Annotated in this window: 19 protein-coding genes; 13 read left to right on the top strand and 6 right to left on the bottom strand. The window is 33.7% G+C overall.

What is annotated here, in order from left to right:
- Positions 1-142: 142 nt before the first annotated feature.
- Positions 143-1,423, top strand: coding sequence for an argininosuccinate lyase (argH, locus tag ACWA1B_RS06735; RefSeq protein WP_456905313.1), 1,281 nt, complete (start codon positions 143-145; stop codon positions 1,421-1,423).
- Positions 1,424-1,497: 74 nt separating this feature from the next.
- Here argH and ACWA1B_RS06730 read toward each other — a convergent pair whose 3' ends face one another.
- The gene (locus ACWA1B_RS06730) at positions 1,498-2,811 is read right to left on the bottom strand and encodes a pectate lyase family protein (protein ID WP_456905311.1); all 1,314 of its coding nucleotides are present in this window, start codon (positions 2,809-2,811) and stop codon (positions 1,498-1,500) included.
- 248 nt (positions 2,812-3,059) lie between these two features.
- On the opposite strand from ACWA1B_RS06730, the gene ACWA1B_RS06725 reads away from it, so the two are divergent.
- Together ACWA1B_RS06725 and ACWA1B_RS06720 are read left to right on the top strand one after the other, a co-directional pair.
- On the top strand, positions 3,060-4,061 hold the full coding sequence (locus ACWA1B_RS06725; protein ID WP_456905309.1) for a DUF2157 domain-containing protein: 1,002 nt from the start codon (positions 3,060-3,062) through the stop codon (positions 4,059-4,061).
- Positions 4,058-5,221, top strand: a complete 1,164-nt coding sequence (locus ACWA1B_RS06720; RefSeq protein WP_456905307.1) for a hypothetical protein — start codon at positions 4,058-4,060, stop codon at positions 5,219-5,221. Before ACWA1B_RS06725 ends, ACWA1B_RS06720 begins: the two co-directional genes overlap by 4 nt.
- Before the next feature lie 172 nt (positions 5,222-5,393).
- On the opposite strand, the gene ytxJ is transcribed toward ACWA1B_RS06720, so the two are convergent.
- Complete coding sequence (ytxJ, locus tag ACWA1B_RS06715) at positions 5,394-5,783, bottom strand: bacillithiol system redox-active protein YtxJ (protein WP_456905305.1); 390 nt, start codon at positions 5,781-5,783, stop codon at positions 5,394-5,396.
- A 206-nt stretch (positions 5,784-5,989) separates the two neighbouring features.
- Here ytxJ and clpB point away from each other — a divergent pair, with 206 nt between their 5' ends.
- The 4 genes from clpB (at position 5,990) to ACWA1B_RS06695 (ending at position 11,650) form a co-directional block, all read left to right on the top strand.
- Positions 5,990-8,593 (top strand): ATP-dependent chaperone ClpB, encoded by a 2,604-nt coding sequence (clpB, locus tag ACWA1B_RS06710; protein WP_456905303.1) that lies wholly within the window; start codon positions 5,990-5,992, stop codon positions 8,591-8,593.
- Between the two features lie 343 nt (positions 8,594-8,936).
- A complete protein-coding gene (locus ACWA1B_RS06705) occupies positions 8,937-9,827 on the top strand; it encodes a DUF808 domain-containing protein (RefSeq protein ID WP_035644841.1) in 891 nt (296 codons plus the stop codon).
- Between the two features lie 336 nt (positions 9,828-10,163).
- Complete coding sequence (locus ACWA1B_RS06700; protein WP_035644837.1) at positions 10,164-10,577, top strand: hypothetical protein; 414 nt, start codon at positions 10,164-10,166, stop codon at positions 10,575-10,577.
- Between the two features lie 182 nt (positions 10,578-10,759).
- Entirely contained in the window at positions 10,760-11,650 is an 891-nt protein-coding gene (locus ACWA1B_RS06695; RefSeq protein WP_456905301.1) for a carbon-nitrogen hydrolase, read from the top strand.
- A 76-nt stretch (positions 11,651-11,726) separates the two neighbouring features.
- Here ACWA1B_RS06695 and ACWA1B_RS06690 read toward each other — a convergent pair whose 3' ends face one another.
- Together ACWA1B_RS06690 and ACWA1B_RS06685 are read right to left on the bottom strand one after the other, a co-directional pair.
- On the bottom strand, positions 11,727-12,992 hold the full coding sequence (locus ACWA1B_RS06690) for an OmpA family protein (RefSeq protein ID WP_456905299.1): 1,266 nt from the start codon (positions 12,990-12,992) through the stop codon (positions 11,727-11,729).
- A 199-nt stretch (positions 12,993-13,191) separates the two neighbouring features.
- Positions 13,192-14,709: a choice-of-anchor I family protein gene (locus ACWA1B_RS06685; protein WP_456905297.1), complete on the bottom strand. Its 1,518-nt coding sequence runs from the start codon at positions 14,707-14,709 to the stop codon at positions 13,192-13,194.
- Positions 14,710-14,894: 185 nt separating this feature from the next.
- On the opposite strand from ACWA1B_RS06685, the gene ACWA1B_RS06680 reads away from it, so the two are divergent.
- The gene (locus ACWA1B_RS06680; protein WP_456905295.1) at positions 14,895-15,935 is read left to right on the top strand and encodes an agmatine deiminase family protein; all 1,041 of its coding nucleotides are present in this window, start codon (positions 14,895-14,897) and stop codon (positions 15,933-15,935) included.
- A 438-nt stretch (positions 15,936-16,373) separates the two neighbouring features.
- On the opposite strand, the gene fahA is transcribed toward ACWA1B_RS06680, so the two are convergent.
- Entirely contained in the window at positions 16,374-17,657 is a 1,284-nt protein-coding gene (gene fahA / locus ACWA1B_RS06675) for a fumarylacetoacetase (protein WP_456905293.1), read from the bottom strand.
- A gap of 109 nt (positions 17,658-17,766) precedes the next feature.
- On the opposite strand from fahA, the gene glyA reads away from it, so the two are divergent.
- From glyA to ACWA1B_RS06650, 5 genes are all read left to right on the top strand, one after another.
- Complete coding sequence (gene glyA / locus ACWA1B_RS06670) at positions 17,767-19,041, top strand: serine hydroxymethyltransferase (protein WP_456905291.1); 1,275 nt, start codon at positions 17,767-17,769, stop codon at positions 19,039-19,041.
- Between the two features lie 129 nt (positions 19,042-19,170).
- Positions 19,171-19,764 carry a MiaE family protein gene (locus tag ACWA1B_RS06665; RefSeq protein ID WP_456905289.1) on the top strand — a complete coding sequence of 198 codons (594 nt, stop codon included), beginning with the start codon at positions 19,171-19,173 and terminating at the stop codon, positions 19,762-19,764.
- Positions 19,765-19,991: 227 nt separating this feature from the next.
- Positions 19,992-21,032, top strand: coding sequence for a GMP reductase (locus ACWA1B_RS06660; protein WP_456905287.1), 1,041 nt, complete (start codon positions 19,992-19,994; stop codon positions 21,030-21,032).
- Positions 21,033-21,034: 2 nt separating this feature from the next.
- On the top strand, positions 21,035-21,532 hold the full coding sequence (locus tag ACWA1B_RS06655; protein WP_456905285.1) for a GNAT family N-acetyltransferase: 498 nt from the start codon (positions 21,035-21,037) through the stop codon (positions 21,530-21,532).
- A 58-nt stretch (positions 21,533-21,590) separates the two neighbouring features.
- Positions 21,591-22,112: a hypothetical protein gene (locus ACWA1B_RS06650; protein ID WP_456905283.1), complete on the top strand. Its 522-nt coding sequence runs from the start codon at positions 21,591-21,593 to the stop codon at positions 22,110-22,112.
- A 152-nt stretch (positions 22,113-22,264) separates the two neighbouring features.
- Here the strand turns inward: ACWA1B_RS06650 and ACWA1B_RS06645 are convergent, their stop codons facing one another.
- On the bottom strand, positions 22,265-22,846 hold the full coding sequence (locus tag ACWA1B_RS06645; protein WP_456905281.1) for a pentapeptide repeat-containing protein: 582 nt from the start codon (positions 22,844-22,846) through the stop codon (positions 22,265-22,267).
- Positions 22,847-22,936 lie beyond the last annotated feature (90 nt).

The following is a 22,936-nucleotide window of genomic DNA, read 5'->3' as shown; positions in this document are numbered from 1 at the left end:
GTCTCGTTAAAGAAACGAGACACAAAAGGATTTCCACTACTATCGGGGCTAGAAACACCACCAGTATAAACAATGACATTAGGTCTAAATTAGAAAAAAAATCTAAGAAGTCTAAAATCTAAGAAGTCTAAAAATCTAAGTTATGAAACTTTGGGAAAAAGGAATACCAACAGATAAACAAATCGAGCAATTCACAGTAGGAAACGATCGTGAACTGGATTTGGTTTTAGCAAAATATGATGCTTTAGGTTCAATCGCTCACGCTAAAATGTTGGGACAGATTGGTTTATTGACTACAGAAGAAACAACTTCTTTGGTTGATGCTTTAAACGAAATCATTGCTGATATCGTAGTTGGAAATTTCGAAATCGAAGATAGTTTCGAGGACGTACATTCTAAAATCGAATATCTTCTAACAGTAAAACTAGGCGATGCAGGAAAGAAAATCCACACTGCACGTTCTCGTAATGATCAGGTTTTGGTTGATGTTCATTTGTATTTAAAAGACGAATTAAAAGCCATAAAAGAACAGGTAAAAACACTTTTTGACTTGTTAATGGAATCGGCAGAAAAACATCAAAATGTGTTGTTGCCAGGTTATACCCATTTGCAAATCGCCATGCCATCATCATTCGGAATGTGGTTTTCTGCTTACGCTGAGAGTTTAATTGATGATGTAACGATGCTGAATGCAGCTTCAAAAATTGTAGATCAGAATCCGTTAGGATCTGCAGCGGGTTACGGAAGTTCATTTCCAATCAACAGAACATTTACAACACAGGAATTAGGTTTTGAAACCTTAAAATATAATGCTGTTGCAGCACAAATGAGCCGTGGAAAAGCAGAGAAAACTGTTGCTTTTGCGATGACAAGTGTGGCTGGAACATTGTCAAAATTTGCCATGGATGTTTGTTTGTATATGAGCCAGAATTTTGACTTTATTGGTCTTCCGGCGCATCTTACAACAGGTTCAAGTATTATGCCTCACAAGAAAAATCCTGACGTATTTGAGCTAATCAGAGGAAAATGCAACAAGATTCAGGCGCTCCCATACGAAATTACTTTAATTACCAATAATCTTCCGAGTGGTTATCATAGAGATTTACAGCTTTTAAAAGAAGGCTTGTTTCCAGCGATTCAGACTTTAAAATCTTGCTTGGATATTGCTATATTTTCTATTAAAGATATTACAGTTAAAGATCATATTTTAGAAGATAAAAAATACGATTATTTGTTTACGGTTGATACTTTAAACGAAATGGTGGTTGAAGGAATGCCTTTTAGAGATGCGTACAAAGCTGTTGCAGAACAATTAGAAGGTGGAACGTACAAATCTCCAAAAGAAACCAAACACACGCACGAAGGTAGTATTAATAATTTATGCTTAGATGCGATTAAAGATAAAATGAAAGCTGCTTTTTAATATTTGGGGATATAAAAAGTAAAAAATATAAAAGGTCATTGATTTGTTTCAATGACCTTTTTTACGGAAATAATTTAAATTTTCAGAAGTTTAAAAGTTTTACTGCGGTTTTCAATCTGAACCTTACAGATATAAATTCCTTTGGCAAGATTTCCAACATTTAATTCTAATTTTTCGGCAGCAGCAATATTTTTTGATTCCGAATATACTTTGGCACCACTGGAAGAAAACAAATTTACATAAGCTAAGCCGTTGTCGCTTCCTGAAAACTCAATGTTTAAAAGACGATTGATTTTGGTTGGATAACATTTAAGTTCTAAATCATTTTTGTTTTCTTTTAAGCCTAAACCATTGCAGCTTGATGCTATTTTTCCATCTTTAGAAACTTGAAGTGTTGCACCCGCGCCACACGAAGCATTGGCAACATATCCCACAACATCATTTACTGCAAAAGTAGTATAGGTATATGAAGGTTTTAAAACCGGGTCGCCATAATCTGCTCCAGCTTTTAGGCAGTTAGAAAATGTAATTCCAACAGTTCCGCCGTCTGTACTGATGTAATTTTTGAAAGCTGTTCCAATTTTAGCAAAATCTGTTCCTTCAACATAACAAGTTGTATTATTATCTCCACCGCCTAATCCAATTGCCAAAGAACTTGAAACGGAAGTATTGTAATAACAATTTAAAATATGTAATTCTGCATTTCTTGCACGAGGCATACGTTCTCTGCATCCGTCAGCCCAATAGCAATTTTTGAAAGTAATGCTGTAATGTCCGTCAGATGGTGCGTCGCTCTTTGAAGAACCTACTAAATCTGAAAATCGGTGATCATCGGCTCCACCAGACCCACCGGCTTTTGGTGTTTTTAAGTACGTAAACTTTGTCCATGAAATAGTCACATTGTCTGCGGCTCTTTTATTATCAAAATTGCCATCCATTCCATCCTGAAATTCGCAATGATCTACCCAAACATTTGTAGCTTCAGAAGTAAGATTATCATGTCCGTCCACATCATAAGCGCCAGGACCTTCAAAAATTAGATTTCGGATAATAATATTGTCTGATCCAGGTTTTAAGCTTAAAATTCCCGAACCCGCCGCAGTTTGATCGGTATTTACTAATCGGGCTCCGGGAAGCCCAATGATAGTCTTGTTTGTAACTAGTAAACTAGTATAACTGCAGTTGATTGTTCCAGAAACTAAAATGACTTGTGGTGTTGTCAGTTTTAGTTTCGATGTTAAATCGGTATAAGTGGTTACGGTAACGGGAGTTGTGTTGCCACCTCCGGTAGCAGACGCTCCAAATCCTTCTGGAGACGTCATCACATAATTTTGTGCAGAAAGAGACAGACTCAAGAGGAAAAGAAGTGAAAACAAATTCTTTTTCATTTTAATATTTGGTTTAAGTGGTTTTGATATCAATTTAATGTAATCGATTACACGAATGTAATTAATTAATTTTAAAGTCAATAATATTTGTGATTTTTTTGCATTCTAATACTTTGTTTTTATGAAGAATTTGGATTTCAGAAAGATGCCAATTAGTGTTTTACAAGAATAAAGCCGAATTTATTTACAAATAAAAATTGATTGCATTAAAAAAAAACTATTTTTGATTGTGCTTTTAAATAGAAAATATGAATAAGTTCGATGAGAAATTTACAGAATCGCTTCGGGATAAAAATCTAATTACAGAAAATCAGTACAAGGAAATTACATCTTATCGTAATTTGGGTATTTTTTCATTAAATGCAGAATTAAAACTGTTTTTGTATTTGTCTGTTTTGCTTTTTACTTCTGGAATTGGAATCTTGATTTATGAAAATATTGATACAATTGGTCATATTGCCATTCTTTCCATTTTACTTATAGTCATTGTAGTTTGTTTTTATTATTGTTTTAAAAATTCAAAAGGTTTCCAAAAATCAGAAACCGTTTTTGAACATCCGGTTTTAGAATATTTGGTGCTTGCGGCCAATATTCTGACTTGTATTTTTATTGGTTATTTGCAGTTTCAGTACAAAACCTTTGGCGAACATTACGGATTAGCGACTTTAGTTCCAACAATAGTGAGTTTCTTTTGTGCTTATTATTTTGACAACAAAAGCGTTTTGACAATTGCAATTACTGGTTTGGCAGCTTACATAGGACTTTCGGTAACACCACAAGATATTTTTAATGACAGTAATAATTTGTATGCAAGTCAGAATTTGAGCTATTCGGCTGTAATGCTTGGCGTCTTATTAATTTTATGGACAATTTACAGTCGTAGAATTTCCTTAAAAACGCACTTTAGTTTGATTTTTCTGACTTTTGCTTTGCATATTGTAAGTGTAGCTTCGACTAGTAATTTAACCAGTTACGATACCCTTAATTGGATGTTGTTTGCTATTGTTTTAATCGGTTCTACATTTTATTTCTATAAAGCTAGTTATGAGAATAAAGCAATGTCTTTATATGTTTTTATGATTGTTTACGGCTATATCGGTGGAAATATAATTTTGTTCAGAATATTTGAGAATATTGACTTTTCTAATATTTGGGAGCTATTCATATTTCTTTTACCGGCCTATTTTATTGGTTCAATAGTGCTATTTATAAAACTGATTAAAAAATTCAACAAAGAAATTAGAGCATGATAGTGTACGATAAAAAAATGTTAGATAATGGAGCTTTACTCGATGAAGCGGATACTTTATATAATGGAGGTTTTATAAGCAAGGATCAAAAGAAATTTATAGAAAAGGAATTGCCAGTTCTCAAAAGTCAAAGCAATATTCTGGTTAGAATTGGATTCTTTTTACTGGGTTGCTTATTATATCTTTCAATTTGTGGAGCAATTTCTTTATTTGGTTTAAGTGGCGAACATGTTTTTTTTCAAATTTGCTGCTATATTTTTGCTGTCGTTGGATTTGTTGGAGCAGAATTATTGGCTACACAAAATTATCATAATCATGGTTTAGATGATGCGTTTGTTCTAGGAGCACTGCTAAATGTCGGAATTGCAATTGCCGTCACAACAGAAGGCTATGAAGCTGTAATCGCTTTTTTTGTTGCAATTGCAGCACTTTTTATGTTTTTACGATACCTTCATTTGTTATCAATGTTAGTTTTCTGTATAGCTGCAACGGGATTTTTGTTTTTTGAAATGTTTGAATTTGGTGATATAGGAAAAACAATTTTGCCATTTGTAGCAATGATTTCTGCAGCAATTTTATATTTTGTGACTAAAAAAATAATCTTCAATTTAAAAGAAAGTTATTATTACAACGGACTTTTATTAGCCAATAGTTTTTGCTTGATATTGTTTTATCTATCCTGCAACTATTTAGTGGTTAGAGAACTTTCATCAGAATTATTAGGAAATGAAGTAAAACCAGGAACAGATATTCCGTTTGCATTTTTCTTTTATGCATTTACGATTATTGTCCCAATAATTTATTTGATTCAAGCTTTAAAAGGAAAAGACAGAATAATGCTATGGATCAGTTTTTTGGCAATTGCATTTTCAATTTACACTATCCGATTTTATTATTCCGTTTTGCCAATTGAAGTTGCACTTACACTTGGCGGAGTAGTTTTATTTGCAATTGCTTTTTTTTCAATTAAAAAATTAAAAGAAAAAGAAAGTGGTTTGACTTTTAAACCAGACCGAATCAATCATTCAGATAATTTCTTAAACACCGAAGCTTTAGTCGTCGCTTCAACTTTCGGAATGAAACCAGAAGTTAAGATAGATTCTCCAATGGAGTTTGGAGACGGAGGTTTTAGTGGAGGAGGTTCTGGAGGAAGTTTTTAATTTTAATTGTGAGTTGTGAGTTGTGAATTGAGGGTTCAAATTGAAATCAAATTAAAGTTAAATTTAAAGTAAAGAAAGAAAAAGCCTGAAATTGTCAAATACAATTTCAGGCTTCCTAATTTTTAAATTTCTCTGTAGTCTAAGCCGAGTGATAAATTCTATAATTCATAACTTAAATCTTGTTTTTCAATGCCTCGGCATCAATATCGCTGTGCGAAACATCGTAAACGGCTTTTCCGTTTTTGATTAAAATTAATTGTGGTGATTCATGATAAACACCAAATTTATTTGCAATTTCATTTGAAATATCACGATGCGCGATCAAATCCAGAAAATAAGCATCAACCACTTCTTCAAGATCAAACTCTCTTTCAAATTGTTTCAACGCCATTCGGCTGATGCTGCATCTTGTGCTGTGTTTAAAAATTACAACTGGCTTTTCGTTTGATATTGCTTCAATCTCCATTAATTGAAGAATATCGGTTAATTCTGTCCAGTTTACTTTACTTTTTGGAGTTTCTGAGTTCTCAGAACTTCCGAAGATTGAATTAAAAAAACTCATATTTGGCTTGTTTTATGACTTTTTGACATTTTAAAATGATAGAAATCATGTTTTTAATGTCATTTTGTCTTTATTTTTACTGTGGAATATAATTTGTCTATTCGAATACAAAGTTAGATTATTTGAATTAAAAATGTATCTCTATAAATCGTAACTTTAATGTTATTGAATATTAGATAATTAAAAATCAGTCAAATCATAAAAATATGAATATTAACAAGTTTACTATTAAATCGCAGGAAGCCATTCAGTTGTCACAGCAATTAGCGCAACGAAATGGCCAGCAGCAAATTGAAAATGAACACATTTTCAAAGCTATTTTTGAAGTTGATGAAAACGTAGCACCATTTATTTTGAAAAAACTAAATGTAAATGTGCCTTTGTTTTTACAAATTTTAGACAGTACAATTCAGAGTTTTCCAAAAGTTTCCGGAGGTGAAATTATGCTTTCAAGAGACGCCAATAAAGCTTTGAATGAAGCTGAAATTATTGCACAAAAAATGAACGACGAATACGTTTCGATCGAGCATTTAATTCTAGCTATTTTTGATTCCAAAAGTAAAGTTTCTCAGATTTTAAAAGATCAGGGAGTTACTGGAAAAGGCTTAAAAGCGGCTATCGAAGAATTGAGAAAAGGAGAAAGGGTAACATCAGCTTCGGCAGAAGAAACTTATAATTCGTTAAATAAATACGCAAAAAACTTAAACGAATTAGCAAGGACAGGAAAACTAGATCCAGTTATTGGTCGTGATGAAGAAATACGTCGTGTCTTGCAGATTCTGACGCGTAGAACAAAAAACAACCCAATGTTAATTGGAGAACCTGGAGTTGGTAAAACCGCCATTGCAGAAGGGTTGGCCCATAGAATTGTGGACGGCGACGTTCCTGAAAATCTAAAAGAAAAAATCGTTTTCTCATTAGATATGGGAGCTCTAATTGCTGGAGCAAAGTACAAAGGAGAATTTGAAGAACGTTTAAAATCGGTTGTAAAAGAAGTTACTTCGGCAGAAGGAGATATCGTTTTGTTTATTGATGAAATTCATACGCTTGTGGGAGCGGGTGGAGGAGAAGGCGCAATGGATGCGGCTAATATCCTGAAACCAGCTTTGGCTCGTGGAGAACTAAGAGCAATTGGTGCAACAACTTTAGATGAATATCAAAAATATTTTGAAAAAGATAAAGCGCTTGAAAGACGTTTTCAAAAAGTACTAATCGACGAACCAGATACTGAAAGTGCCATTTCAATTCTTCGTGGAATTAAAGAAAAATATGAGACGCATCATAAAGTTCAAATTAAAGACGAAGCTATTATTGCGGCTGTAGAACTTTCACAAAGATATATTACAAATCGTTTCTTGCCAGATAAAGCAATCGATTTGATGGACGAGGCTGCTTCTAAGTTGCGTATGGAAATCAACTCAAAACCTGAGGAATTAGATGTTTTGGATCGTAAAATCATGCAGTTGGAAATCGAAATTGAAGCCATTAAACGAGAGAAAGAAGAAAGCAAACTTAAGATTTTAGGTATGGAATTGGCCAATCTAAAAGAAGAGCGAAATGAAATCTTTGCAAAATGGAAACAGGAAAAAGATATTGTTGACGGAATTCAGGCTGTAAAACTAGAAATTGAAGACTTTAAATATGAAGCAGAACGCGCAGAACGTGATGGTGATTACGGAAAAGTAGCAGAAATTCGTTACGGAAAAATAAAAGAAGCGCAGGAACGCCAAGAAAATTTGCAAAAACAATTACAGGAATTCCAATCGGGAACTTCATTAATTAAAGAAGAGGTTACCAGAGAAGATATTGCAGAAGTGGTAGCAAAATGGACAGGAATTCCAGTAATGAAAATGCTTCAAACGGAAAGAGAAAAGCTATTGCATCTTGAAGACGAATTGCATAAGCGTGTAGTAGGTCAGGAAGAAGCGATAGAAGCTGTGAGCGATGCTGTTCGCAGAAGCCGTGCCGGTTTACAGGATATGAAAAAACCAGTTGGAACTTTCTTATTCTTGGGAACAACCGGAGTTGGTAAAACAGAATTAGCAAAAGCCTTGGCCGAATATCTTTTTGATGATGAAAATGCCATGACACGTATAGATATGAGTGAGTATCAGGAACGTCATAGTGTGAGCCGTTTGGTTGGTGCGCCTCCAGGATATGTAGGTTATGATGAAGGTGGTCAATTGACAGAAGCTGTTCGTAGAAAACCTTATTCTGTAATTTTGTTAGACGAGATCGAAAAAGCGCATCCAGATACTTTCAATATTTTATTACAAGTATTAGATGAAGGCCGATTAACAGACAACAAAGGTCGTCTTGCTGATTTCAAAAACACAATTATCATTATGACTTCTAATATGGGAAGCCAGATCATACAAGAGAAATTTGAAAATCTAAAAGGCGGAATTGAAGCGGCTACAGAAGCTGCAAAAACAGAAGTTTTAGGATTATTGAAACAAACAGTACGACCTGAATTCATAAACCGTATCGATGAAATCGTAATGTTTACACCTCTTACCGTCGATAATATTTCAAGAATTGTAAGTTTACAATTGAAGAGTGTTACGAAAATGCTGGCTCTGCAAGGTATTACAATGGATGCAACTCCAGAAGCAATCGCCTATTTATCTGAAAAAGGATTTGATCCTCAGTTTGGAGCAAGACCTGTAAAACGTGTGGTTCAGAGAGAGGTTTTAAATCAGTTGTCAAAAGAAATTCTAGCTGGAAATATTACTACAGACAGTATTATTTTAATTGATGCGTTTGACGGAAAATTGGTTTTTAGAAATCAAACATCAACAGTAGAATAATTTTTTTTAATACTTTAATGTTCTCAAAAAACATCAAATCAGAAATGATTTGGTGTTTTTTTGTTTAAATATTGAAACATTTTTTGAAAGTATTATAAATGATGTTCTAGGTATAATTCTCAAATTTACAATAACTTAAAAACATACATTATGAATAATATATTTAGAGGATTGATCGCAGGATATGGCGCCAAAAAATTAGGTGGAGGATGTTTCGGAACCATATTAGTTTTTGTAATTATCTGGCTTTTGTTGGGACAGTGCAGTTAGGAATTAATCCAATATTCAGTTAAGAAATTAGGATAAAAGTGGTAGATTCGCACAACTAAAAATTAATTAAAAAATGGGTTCAGGTTTTTTCGCTCTATTGGATGATATCGCAGCAATTATGGATGATGTTGCAGTAATGAGCAAAGTTGCAGCAAAAAAAACAGCTGGAATTTTAGGAGACGATTTGGCTGTAAACGCCGAAAAAGCTTCAGGTTTTGCATCATCGAGAGAGCTTCCGGTTTTATGGGCAATCAGCAAAGGTTCTTTATTGAATAAAATCATTATTCTTCCAATTGCATTTTTATTAAGTGCATTTTTTCCAGTTGCTATCATGGTAGTTTTGGTTTTGGGAGGATTGTTTTTAGCTTATGAAGGAGCCGAAAAAATCTATGAATTTATAGTTCCTCATGCGCATGAAGAATCTGAAGGAATTACAGATGAAGTACTTACGGAGGAAGAGATTTTAATAATTGAAAAAGACAAAGTAAAATCGGCCATTGTTACTGATTTTATTCTTTCTGTAGAAATCGTAATTATCGCTTTAGGAACTGTAATTGGTAAGCCCTTAATGTCACAAATTATCACAGTTTCAATCATTGCGTTGATAGCAACAATTGGAGTTTACGGAATTGTAGCGCTTATCGTTCGTATGGACGAAGTTGGTTTCAAAATGATTCAACGCAGTAAAAAAGAAAAAAGCCTTTTAAAATTTATTGGAAATATTTTGGTTCAGGCACTTCCAAAAGTGATCAAAGCATTAACTGTTATTGGCACAATTGCTCTTATTTTAGTAGCCGGAGGTTTGTTTGTGCATTATATCCCATACATTCATCATTTAGCGGAAGAAATCAAGATTCCATCAATTATTAAAGAATTTGTAGTGGGGCTTGTTTTTGGATTTATTGTCCTGCTAATCGTAAATCTTTTCAAAAAAATATTTAAAAAGAAAGAACCAGTAGTTTAAAATACTGATTTTAAAAATAACAAAAAACACTAGTCAAAAGGCTGGTGTTTTTTTTTTGGAGCAGAAATATCAGTTTTCAGTTCAAATTTAGTCCCGCTCTCCGCTATATCTTTTCCCTGCTAAAGAAGCAGGAAAAAGGATGCCGCTTCGATCGGGGCTAGACGAGAAGTTTTTATTTTCATAGGAAATATCGGCATTTTGAAAAAAAATATTAAAAAATAAACTTCTGATTTATAATGATTTGAATTTTTAATTAAACTATTTAACATTTTCTCAAAGCAACCTTTGCAGTTATGCCGCATCTTCATAGTAATTAACAATTAATTATTATTTTATATGAAAAGGTTTAGATTAAAATCAGTTTTAGTAGTATTATTTTTATCAACTGCATTAATTTCATGCAGCAACGACGATGACAACGCAGAGGCAGCAGTTAAAACAAAAACAGCATTTGTAACTAAAATTGAAGGTCCGGCAACAGGAAAAGTAAACGACGAATTGAGTTATGATGTTACTTATTTAGTAGATAATGCTTGCGGAGAATTCGATAAAATTGCTGAAACTACAATTGGTGAAGCAAAAGGATTACAAGTTGTGGCAAAATATCCAGTAGATGGAGTTTGTACACAGCAAGTTCCAGATCCTAAAAAGACAGTTTATAAAATCAAAGCAACTGCAAAAGGAACTATCGAAATCAAATTCAGAAAATCAGAAACTGAATTCCTGACTCAAAAAGTCGTAATCGAATAACAACTTTCTTAGTTGATATTTTTTTAGGTTGAAAGCCATTTTGCAAAAGTTTAAATTTTAAACTGATGTAAAATGGTTTTTTGTTTTTGATTGATTGCATTGCTTTCTTATATGTTATATAAAAGTTATAGACTTTGCCAATCCTTTAAAAAGTATTATTTTTGCACTCTAAAATTTATGTCATGCCGAAAAGAAAATATAAAATATCAGTAATTCAGTTGAATCTGAATGATGTTGCTGAAAATAATCTTAAAAAATGTATCAACTGGGTAAGAGATGCTGCAAGCCAAGGTGCTGAAGTTATCTTGCTTCCTGAACTATATAGCAGTCATTATTTCTGCCAAAGCGAAGATGTAGATAATTTTGCATTAGCTGAACCACTTTACAGTACTTCATTTATTGCTTTCAGTGAATTGGCAAAAGAATTAGGAGTTGTAATCATTGTTCCTTTCTTCGAAAAAAGAATGGCTGGAATTTACCATAATAGTGCTTATATCATTGATACAGATGGTACAGAAGCTGGTTTGTATCGTAAAATGCATATTCCAGACGATCCTCATTTTTATGAAAAATTCTATTTTACGCCAGGTGATTTAGGTTTTCAGGCAATAGAAACTAAAAAAGGAACTGTTGGAACTTTAATCTGTTGGGATCAATGGTACCCGGAAGCGGCGCGTATTACAGCATTAAAAGGTGCAGAAGTTTTATTCTATCCAACAGCAATCGGATGGCATCCTAAAGAAAAAGAACAATACGGTGAAAATCAATACGGCGCTTGGATGAACGTAATGAAAGGTCACGCAGTAGCAAACGGAGTTTTCGTAGCAGCAGCCAACCGAATTGGTCTTGAAAAATATCTTGAAGGAACTGAAGGAATTCAATTTTGGGGAGCATCATTTATTGCTGGACCACAAGGTGAAATTTTAGCTCAGGCTTCACACGATAAAGAAGAAATTTTAATTGCAGAAGTTGATTTGGATTTACAGGAAAATGTTCGTCAAAACTGGCCATTTTTTAGAGACAGAAGAATTGATGCTTTTGGCGATATTACAAAAAGAGCAATTGATAAATAATTATATTTATTTTCATATAAAACAAAAAGGCGGTTTCAATAGTTTGAAACCGCCTTTTTTAATTTAGTTATAATTGTTATTTCACCTGAAAAGTAACTCTTCTTACGATTTGTCTCGCTTCTTTAGAGTTTTTGTTAACAGAAGTATCTTCTCCGTTAGCAACTACATTCAATCTTGAAGCATCGATTCCAGCATTTATAGCTACTTTTTTCACAGCTTCAGCTCTTTTTCTTGATAATTCAGTGTTGTAGCTTGAATTTCCAATTTCGTCAGCATAACCAATAATATCAGCTGATTTTCCTGGATTGTTTTTCAAATATTTCACTAAAAAATCAACTCCAGACAAAGAAGCATTTGTAGGTTTTGATGAATTAAAATCGAAATAAACATTTACGTAACCTCCGTTAATCAATTCTTCAACTGTATTGTTTGTAAGACTTCCACTTCCAGCGCCTTTCTTTTCGTAAGTTTTGTCTAAATAACTTTCCAGCTCATCAGGTACGCCGTTTTGATTGGTATCAATAGATTGACCTTTTGTGTTTACCGCAACTCCTGCAATACTATTTGGTTCTAAATCATATAAATCAGCAACGCCATCTTTATCAGTATCTAGAAGTCCGGTTTCTACTAAATCAACTCTTTTTTCCAATTCGCTAATTCTGTCTTCTTCGCCTACCCAGTCGGCATGTTTTTCATTTTTACCTAAGTAAAAAGTCAAACCAACAGAAGCATTCAGTAATACCCCATCAAATGCACCCGTTGATGTATTTCCCATTCCGTCAAAGTTCCAATTTTGTCTTCCATTTACAATTCCGGTAAGGTCACCAGTTAGTGCGACTCTGTTTGATAATTTCACTTGTCCGGTTAGACCTAAAATCCCGTGTCCCATATAATCCTGACCACCCGGGCCAGTTTCGGTACTAATTTGTGAAACTCCAATACCTCCATGTGCTAAAACGCCAATAGTATTTGTCCATGTTTCAAAATTTAAAGCGCGTCCAATGTTTACAACACCCTGGATGCTTGCTCTTACGTATCTGCTTTCAAAATCCGGCGTGTCATCACGTTCTGTAAACTGGTCGTATCCAACATCCAATTTCACTCCAAATTTTGGACTAAACATATATCTCACACCTAAATCTGCATGAAATGGATTTAAAGTTGAAGTAGAGTAACCTGGAGTCATTGTTCGCGTCGGTTTATTAACCCCGCCATTTAATTCTATAGACCATTTGTTGTATTGTGATTGATCAACAGTTGGAGTAGTAGTGGTCGTCATATTTTGTGCGCTTGCAGAAAACGCTAATATTAAAAAGGACAGAGAGCATAATTTCTTTTTCATGATATTCAATTTTAGTTTGGTTTTATTTTAAACTCATGACAAAATTATGTGCTGGTTTTTAGAATGTGTTCTATTTGGTCTTACATAATTTCCACCTTTTGGCATTTTATTATGTAAAATCGTTAATGAAATTAAAATTTAGAGCACAAAAAAAGGGCAAAACATATATTTTGCCCTTTTGTACTTTGCCGTAGTAAAATTATTTTAAGTCCGGCTGGTATATTTTCACAGTTCCGTCACCTTCACTGCTCACTACAACCAAACTTCTCTTAGTAGGGCTTTTAGATGCAGGAATGAATAATATTCCTTCTGGTGCATCTCCTGTTTTTACAGTTTGTAAATACTGTGGAGAAGATGGATTGGTTACATCATAAGTCATAAAAGCATCAGATCTTTCAAGACCAACAAATAAAATAGTTTGATTTCCAATTTTAGTGACAACTACAGCTTCAGGTTCAGAACCTTTGTCATCACTTCGTTTGTCATCATAAGTTCCTAATTCGTTTGTTTTTTTATCAACATCATTTTTGCTGTCAAAAACGATTTTTCCTGTATTTCCATTCCAAATTGAGAAAGATCTAGCACCGAAACTCACCATTTCGTCTAAGTCTCCGTCGCCGTCTGTATCGCCCATGTCAGCAACAAGATTTAATCGGCCTAAATTTGTGTCTAGTTTTAATGTAGCAGCATCTGGAAAAACGGTTGCATCAAGTTTTAAGCTTTTCATTCTCTTTATATCTGTGTTTGCCGTATATTCTCTTGCGTCACCTTCATTGGCAGTTACAAAATAAGGAACATTGTTAGCAGAAAAATGACTGATAGCATCTGGCATATACATTCCTTTAATTTTCCAAGGGTTGAAAGCAATTTTGTCATCACTGTCGCTTACATCAATAGCATTTTCAGCAGTATTATAATCTTTTAAACCTAAAGGATAAATAGCAGTAATAGTTTTAGAAGCTAAATCAACTTTAGCGACTCCATTATTTTCCTGTAAAGTCACCCACGCAGTTTTAGAATCATCAGAAATAGTAATGTATTCTGGTTCAATATCCTGAGCAAAGCTTTTAGCAATCTTAGAAATTCTGAACCCATCTTTTGCTAAAGTTGCTGCTTGAGCACTGAAAGAACTGAAATCTAATGTTGTTACTGCATAAGTGCTTGTTTCAATAATAGAAATTGTTCCGTTAGGATCTTGTGAATAATCAGTATTTGGTTCGCCTTCATTGGCAGTCATGATATATTTTCCATCAGCAGAAAAAGTGATCATATCTGGCAAAGCACCAACAGTAACTTGTTTTATTAAGCTGTAATCTGATGTATTGAAAATAACTACTTTTCCATTTCCTTGTTTGTTTACAGTTGATTCTAAGGCAACTGCTAGTTTTCCGTCAAAAACAGAAACACTGTTTGATGCACCTTCGTATGCTGTTAAATCAATTTTTCCAATTTTTAAAGGTTTTGTAGGATCAGAAATATCGATAACATCAATTTGATTTGTTCCACTGTTGTTTACAGTGAAAAGTCTTTTAGTTTTTTCACAATAAGCTGAAATTTCAGCAGCAGCTTCTCCGCCAATAGTTATAGAACCAATTTCTTTAAAAGTTCCTGGATTTTCATTTACAATAACTTCTGGTTCATTGTTAGAATTTTCATCGTTATTACAGCTTGTCATAATAAGCAGTGCTGTTAATAACGAGATAGTTAATTTTTTCATTTTTTATTAGTTTTTAGTTTCGCAAATGTAATTCTCCGATTTTTGCCAAATATTAAGCCTTTATTATTTAATCTTTAACTTAATTTTTGCAGGATATTTTTGTAAAATTAGTTACGAATTTCAATCAAATGTTTTATAGTCCTAATGAATGCTTATCTTTGCATTTTCTAAATTAGAACCTTTTTATGTCAACAAATAATAGAAGATTTCCAGCAGAATGGGAAAAACAACAAGGAATTGTATTGTGTTTTCCTCATAATGGCAACGATTGGCCAGGAAAATATGAAGCTGTTCAATGGGCTTTTGTAGAATTTATAAAAAAAGTAGCCACTTTTGAAACTGTTTTTTTGCTCGTAGCCGACGAAAAACTTAAAGAAAAAGTTGCTGATATGCTTGAAAGAGCCCGAGTTAACATTAAAAATGTTTCTTTTATTATTCATAAAACAAACAGAAGTTGGATGCGTGATTCAGGTCCAATTATTGTGAAAAATGGTTCTAAAAGAGAAGCTTTAAATTTCAACTTTAATGGCTGGGCGAAATATAAAAACTATCAGTTAGATAAATTTGTCCCGGGTAAAGTTGCTGATTTTATTGATGTTCCATTAACACAAGTAATGTACAAAGGAAAGCCAGTAATTGTTGAAGGCGGTGCCATTGATGTAAACGGTAAAGGTACTTTATTGACTTCTGAAGAATGTTTAATGCATCCTACAATTCAAGTTAGAAATCAGGGTTTTACGAAAGAAGATTACGAAGCTGTTTTTAAAGAATATCTTGGAGTTACAAATGTGATTTGGTTAGGAGACGGAATCGAAGGTGATGATACACATGGGCATATAGATGATTTATGCCGATTTGTAAATGAAGATACAATCGTAACAATTGTCGAGACTGATAAAAATGATTCAAATTATAAACCTTTACAGGATAATTTGAAACGTCTTCAAAATGCAAAATTGGAAAACGGAAAATCTCCTGTAATTGTAGCGCTGCCAATGCCAAAACGTGTCGATTTTGAGGATTTAAGATTACCGGCGAGTTATGCTAATTTCTTGATTTTAAATAATTGTGTTTTAGTACCAACATTTAATGATAGCAATGATCGTGTCGCTTTAAATATACTAGCAGAATGTTTCCCAGATAGAGAAGTAATCGGAATAAGTTGTATTGATTTTATTTGGGGATTCGGGACATTGCATTGTTTAAGCCAGCAGATTCCAGCTTAATTTATTTTTGCTGCGAAGGCACAAATACACAAAGTTTTGTTTTGTCAGGCTGAGCGAAGTCGAATCCCGCAAAGTTTTTCTTCAAAGTATTATTGTAAAGATTTAATCCCGCAAAGTCGCGAAGACGCAAAGATTTTTATAATTTATTGAATAGCCTCCAGTTTTAACTGGAGGAAAAACAAAGTCAGCATTAAGGGCTTTAGCCAGACTCTTTTTTTGGCTAAAGCCTTTTTTCTTGCAAAATATAAATACCTCCAGTTAAAACTGGAGGCAACTAAAAAAAAACTTTGCGTCTTCGCGACTTTGCGCGATTCAAAACATTCGGATAAAAAAATCATTTTAATCCTTTTAATCTGTGGAAAAAAAAAACACAAAAAAACCTTGGCGACAACCAAGGTTTTTTATTTTCTATATCTCTTGAGGTAACTTATCTGCTCTTCATGGTCTGATAAATGGAGGTAAAAGCTGGCTTGCAACTTCTCCAAAACCAATTCTTACTTCTGCATTTTCGCAGAAACCTCTAATGATTACAGTATCATTATCTTCAATAAATTTGCGTTCGCTTCCATCCTTTAATTTTAACGGATTTTTACCGCCCCAAGTCAATTCCAGCATAGAACCAAAACTGTCAGGAGTTGGACCTGAAATAGTTCCTGATCCCATCATATCACCAGAATTTACACGACATCCGTTAGAAGTATGATGCGCTAATTGCTGTGCCATTGACCAATATAAATATTTGAAATTTGATTTGGAAACTATAGTTTCTTCTTGATCTTCAGGTTGTATTGAAACTTCTAAATGAATGTCAAAAGCTTTTTTTCCTTTTGTTTGCAAATAAGGAAGCGGCGACGGATCTTGTTTAGGTCCTTTTGTTCTAAAAGGCTCCAAAGCGTCCATTGTCACAATCCAGGGAGAAATTGAAGTTGCAAAGTTTTTAGCTAAAAATGGTCCAAGTGGTACATATTCCCATTTCTGAATATCACGTGCACTCCAGTCATTTAGTAAGACCATTCCGAAAATATAATCTTCTGCTTCATACGTTGGGATGTTTTCTCCCATAATATTTACATCAGTAGTAATAAAAGCGGTTTCAAGCTCAAAATCTACTAAACGAGATGGACCAAAAACAGGATAATCGCCGCCGGCAGGCATTGTTTGTCCCATTGGTCGGTGAACCGGAATTCCAGACGGAACAATTGTAGAACTTCTTCCATGATATCCAACAGGGATATGAAGCCAGTTTGGAAGAAGCGCATTCTCTGGGTCACGGAACATTTTTCCTACGTTTGTAGCGTGTTCTTTACTTGAATAAAAATCGGTATAATCACCAATCAAAACTGGCAATTGCATCTCGACATCGTCGATATTAAAAATAACAATATCGCGATCTTTTGTTGAATCTCTAAGCTGTGGATTGGTTTCGTCGAAAATATCAGCGATACGATTTCGAACTAAACGCCATGTTTTTTTTCCGTCAGAAATAAAATCATTTAGCGTGTCCTGCATAAACATATCATCGGTTAAATCTATTCCCTCAAAATAGTTTAACTGTTGTAAAGCCCCTAAATCTATAGCGTAATCACCAATTCTTGTTCCTACTGTAACGACATTTTCTTTAGTAAGAAATACACCGAAAGGAATATTTTGAATAGGGAAGTCACTATTTTCTGGTACTTCTAACCATGATTTTCTTTTGGTATCGTTGGCGGTTATTGGCATGTTAGATGTTAATTATTTGTTGAAAAATTACATGTCAAATATATCATAATCTAACTGTATGACAAACGTTTTTTTGTATTTTTGCATCAAATTAACGAAAAACGAAAAAATGCAACGCGACGAACAAATTTTTGATCTTATCCAAGAGGAAAAAGAAAGACAAATTCATGGACTAGAGCTTATCGCTTCTGAAAACTTCGTAAGTGATGAAGTAATGCAGGCAGCTGGTTCTGTTTTAACGAATAAATATGCTGAGGGTTATCCTGGCAAAAGATATTACGGAGGCTGCGAAGTAGTTGACGTTATTGAGCAAATTGCAATTGACAGAGCTAAAGAGTTATTTGGTGCTGAATACGCAAACGTACAACCGCACTCAGGTTCTCAGGCAAATACAGCTGTTTATCACGCTTGTTTGAATCCTGGTGATACTATTTTAGGTTTCGATTTATCTCATGGTGGTCACTTGACGCATGGTTCTCCAGTAAACTTCTCTGGACGTTTATATCGTCCTGTATTTTATGGTGTAGATGCTGAAACTGGTCGTTTAGATTATGATAAAATCCAGGAAATTGCAACCAAAGAAAAACCAAAATTGATTATCGCAGGAGCTTCGGCTTATTCTCGTGATATGGATTTTGCTCGTTTCAGACAAATTGCAGACAGCGTAGGAGCAATTTTATTTGCTGATATTTCTCACCCGGCTGGTCTTATTGCAAAAGGTTTATTGAATGATCCAATTCCACATTGTCATATTGTTTCTACAACAACGCACAAAACATTAAGAGGACCACGTGGAGGTTTGATCTTAATGGGGAAAGATTTCCCAAATCCACAAGGATTAACAACTCCTAAAGGAGAAATCAGAATGATGTCTTCATTATTAGATTTAGCTGTTTTCCCAGGAAATCAAGGTGGACCTTTAATGCACATTATTGCTGCTAAAGCAGTTGCGTTTGGTGAAGCCCTTAAAGATGAGTTCTTTACTTATGCAATGCAATTACAAAAAAATGCAAATGCAATGGCTGACGCTTTCGTAAAAAGAGGTTACAACATTATCTCTGGCGGAACTGATAACCACATGATGCTTATTGACTTAAGAAATAAAAACATTTCTGGTAAAGAAGCTGAAAATGCATTAGTAAAAGCTGAAATTACAGTAAACAAAAACATGGTTCCTTTTGATGATAAATCACCATTTATCACTTCTGGAATTCGTGTTGGAACAGCTGCTATCACAACTCGTGGTTTAGTTGAAAAAGATATGGAAACTATCGTAGCTTTAATCGATAAAGTTCTTGCTGATCACACAAACGAAGATCTTATCGAAGAAGTTGCTGAAGAAGTAAACGAATTAATGAGCGAAAGACCGATTTTTGCGTATTAAGAAATAGTTTCAAGTTTAAAGTTTCAAGTTTAAAGTTTTACATTGTCCAAAGACAGTTTAGAACTTTAAACTTTTTTCGTTCCTAAAAGAACCTTAAACTTGAAACCTGAAACAAAAAAAACAAAGACAATGGGCGTATTAAGATTACAATTGCCAACCGACCCAAGATGGGTAAATATCGTTGAGAAAAACATCGAAGAAATCTTGACAGATCACGCTTGGTGCGAGCAAAAAGCAGCAACAAACGCGATTACAATTATTACTAATAATTCAGAGCATCAGGATTTAGTGAAAGATCTATTGGCTTTGGCTAAAGAAGAAATTGATCATTTTGAGCAAGTTCACAATATCATTATCAAAAGAGGACTAAAATTAGGTCGTGAACGTAAAGATGATTATGTAAACGAACTATACCAATACATGAAAAAAAGCGGAGATGGTAGCCGTGTTTCTGGTCTTGTAGAAAGATTATTATTTTCTGCAATGATAGAAGCAAGAAGCTGTGAACGTTTTAAAGTGCTTTCTGAAAACATTAAAGATGAAGAATTGGCTCTTTTTTACAGAGAATTAATGGAAAGCGAAGCTGGGCATTATACCACATTCATTACTTACGCTCGTAAATACGGAACAGGAATTGACGTTGAAAAACGTTGGAGAGAATGGTTGGAGTTTGAAGAATCAATCATTACCAATTACGGAAAAGGAGAGACTATTCACGGATAAAGTTTTTGTTTCTTTTGTTTAATGTTCCAAGTTTCAAGTTTGTCAGGATGAGCCAAGAAGAAGTCCACGAAGAGTGTATTAAATAGATTGAAAATTACTTTGGATAGCGCTTTCGCGAAAGCAAACTAAATAGTCTAATTGTTCAAAAGTTCAAGTTTTTGTTAATCTAATATCTGAAATCTAAAATCAGAAATTCTTACATTTGAGAGTAACCAAAATCTCGAACTATGAGAATAGAAATGGACCTAAAGCTTGGGTTTAAAGATGTAATGTTTAGACCAAAAAGATCAACGCTAAAAAGCAGATCGGAAGTTTCGTTAGAGCAGAATTTTAAATTTTTGCACAGCACAACATCTTGGACAGGAATTCCAATTATGGCTGCCAATATGGATACGGTCGGAACTTTTGAAATCGCAAAGGTTTTGGCAAAAGAAAAGCTTTTTACAGCCATTCATAAACATTACACTTTAGAAGAATGGAATAGTTTTCTTCAAAACGTCACTCCAGATTTTTATGATTATATAGCAGTTAGTACAGGAACAGGAAAAGAAGATTTTGAAAAGATTGGAAAAATAATAGATGCAAATCTTTTACTGAAATTTATCTGTATTGATGTTGCAAATGGTTACTCAGAGCATTTCGTTCAGTTTTTAAAGAAAACCCGAAAACAATATCCAGATAAAATCATCATAGCCGGAAATGTAGTTACAGGAGAAATGACGGAAGAACTTTTATTAGCTGGCGCTGATATCGTAAAAGTTGGAATTGGGCCGGGTTCTGTATGTACGACGCGTGTTAAAACTGGCGTTGGTTATCCGCAATTATCTGCAATTATAGAATGCGCTGATGCAGCACACGGTTTGGGTGGACATATTATCAGCGATGGAGGTTGTACAACTCCGGGAGATGTCGCAAAAGCTTTTGGAGCTGGAGCCGATTTTGTAATGTTGGGGGGAATGCTTGCAGGTCACACAGAAAGTGGTGGTGAACTAATCGAAGTAAAAGGCGAAAAATTCAAGCAGTTTTACGGAATGAGTTCTAAAACAGCAATGGACAAACATTCCGGAGGTGTTGCAGAATACCGAGCTAGTGAAGGAAAAACAGTTCAGGTTCCTTTTAAAGGCGATGTAATTCATACGGTTTTAGATATTTTAGGCGGAATAAGAAGCACTTGCACTTATGTAGGAGCTTCAAGATTAAAAGAATTGACTAAACGAACGACTTTCATCCGCGTAAGCGAACAAGAAAATCAAGTTTTTAAAAAATAAATATGATTAAGATTACCGAAGCATTTGTTGAAGATATTGCTAAAATTCAGGAAATTGCACATATAACCTGGCCAATAACGTATGGCGAAATTTTGACTTCAGAACAATTACATTATATGTTAGATCTGATTTATTCTGATGAAGCGCTTTCCAAACAAATTCAGAATAAAGAACAATTGTTTTACCTTATTTCAGATTTAGAATCTGTAATTGGATTTATCGGAATTGAACACAATTATAAAAATGAAGCGATTACCAAAATTCATAAAATTTATCTTTTGCCAGAAACTCAGGGCAAAGGTTACGGCAAAATAGTGTTTGAAGAAATTGCAAAAATGGCTTCAGAAAACCATTCAAGAGAACTTTTGTTAAATGTAAACCGATTTAATACGGCTTTAAATTTCTATAAAAAACTCGGTTTTGAGATTAAAGAAACGGTTGATATAGCAATTGGGAATGGGTATTTAATGGAGGATTATGTGATGGGGAAAAATATTTAAAAGTAATTTTTATCTTGTTAAAAATATTCTAATTTTACTTTTTTAATTTAGTCAAAGAATGGTAGAGGTATTATTAGGTATAATAATTAGTATTGTTACAGGTGTGATTTCATCATATCTATTTTTAATGTATTTCCTAAACAGAAAAAGAGTCAAAATAGAAATTTCTGCACATATAAGTAAAGTTACTTTCGAAGGACAGACGAATTATTTTTTTAAATTCGTTAATAAAACAAATTCTGAAATATTTGACATTCGAGTGGAACCCACTTTTTATAAGCAAGTTGGAGGTGTTGGAGGAATGAATATTCAAGGAAAAGATATTCTTTTAATAGATAATTTCATTTCTTACATACCAGGCAAACGAAAAAGTGATAATAATAGTTTGCATGCAATGAGAGTACGAACTGTGGAAGATATCGAAGGAAATTGGAGTAATCCTTCATCTTATATAAGACTTACAGTTATTGCAAAGCATTCATTGTCTGGTTTTACAGATATTTTTGTGAAAGATTTTTATTCTAAAGATGCCATTACAACAAAGAAATTCAAATCGGGAGATGATTTGGGAGTTGCATAATATTTAACATTCATAAATTGCGGATTGTATTATTTATCTGTAATATTGTATATAATTAAAAATTAGTTGTCATGAAAAACGATGTAATAGTAGGATAGTATTCGAAATAAAAATATAACAACAGCCAGTTTTGTAAACTGGCTTTTTTTATTCTACGAACTCACAACCACATCATGCTTAAATAATAGACCTTTCACTTCATTCAAAGAAAAAACAGCCTTCTTCAATTTAGTTTTTGATGGATCAATAGTATAATTATAACTCGTTTTAAAATCGGTTTTGTTGGCGATGGCTTTGTCGAATTCTGAGCGGTATAAATCACAATTGTAGAAAACCACATTCGTAAGATCTGTTGCCATAAAATCTACGGCTATCAAACTACAATTGGTGAAAAATGTTCCTTTTAATTTTAAAGTGTAAAATTTCGAAAAATCCAAAATGCACTCATTAAAGCGAACTTCAAAAATCAGTTTGTCACACATGGCAAAATTCACTTCTATAATTTCGCAATTATTAAATGTAACAGTTCGAAACGCCACATAATTAATCTTGGCTTCACTAAAAATACAGTCGTTAAAAACGCAATCTATAAAAGTAACAGCTAAAAAAGCACAGGCAGAAAAATTGCAATTATTAAAAACGCAGCATTCAAAATCCTTAAAATTTAAGTCATCTTTGGCGTAAATAATAGTATTGTATTCTTTGTCAAGAAAATATTCGCTTTCTTTTTTCAAGTTTATTCCGATAATTATTTGAGGCTGAAAAGGTAATAATTTGTGGCAAAATATTCGGTCTAAATCATAAAACATTTAAAAACCTATCTG

It is taken from the genome of Flavobacterium xizangense (assembly GCF_054075145.1).
The sequence above is the reverse complement of the archived record's forward strand: the minus strand, read 5'-3'. Positions and strand labels throughout refer to the sequence as shown.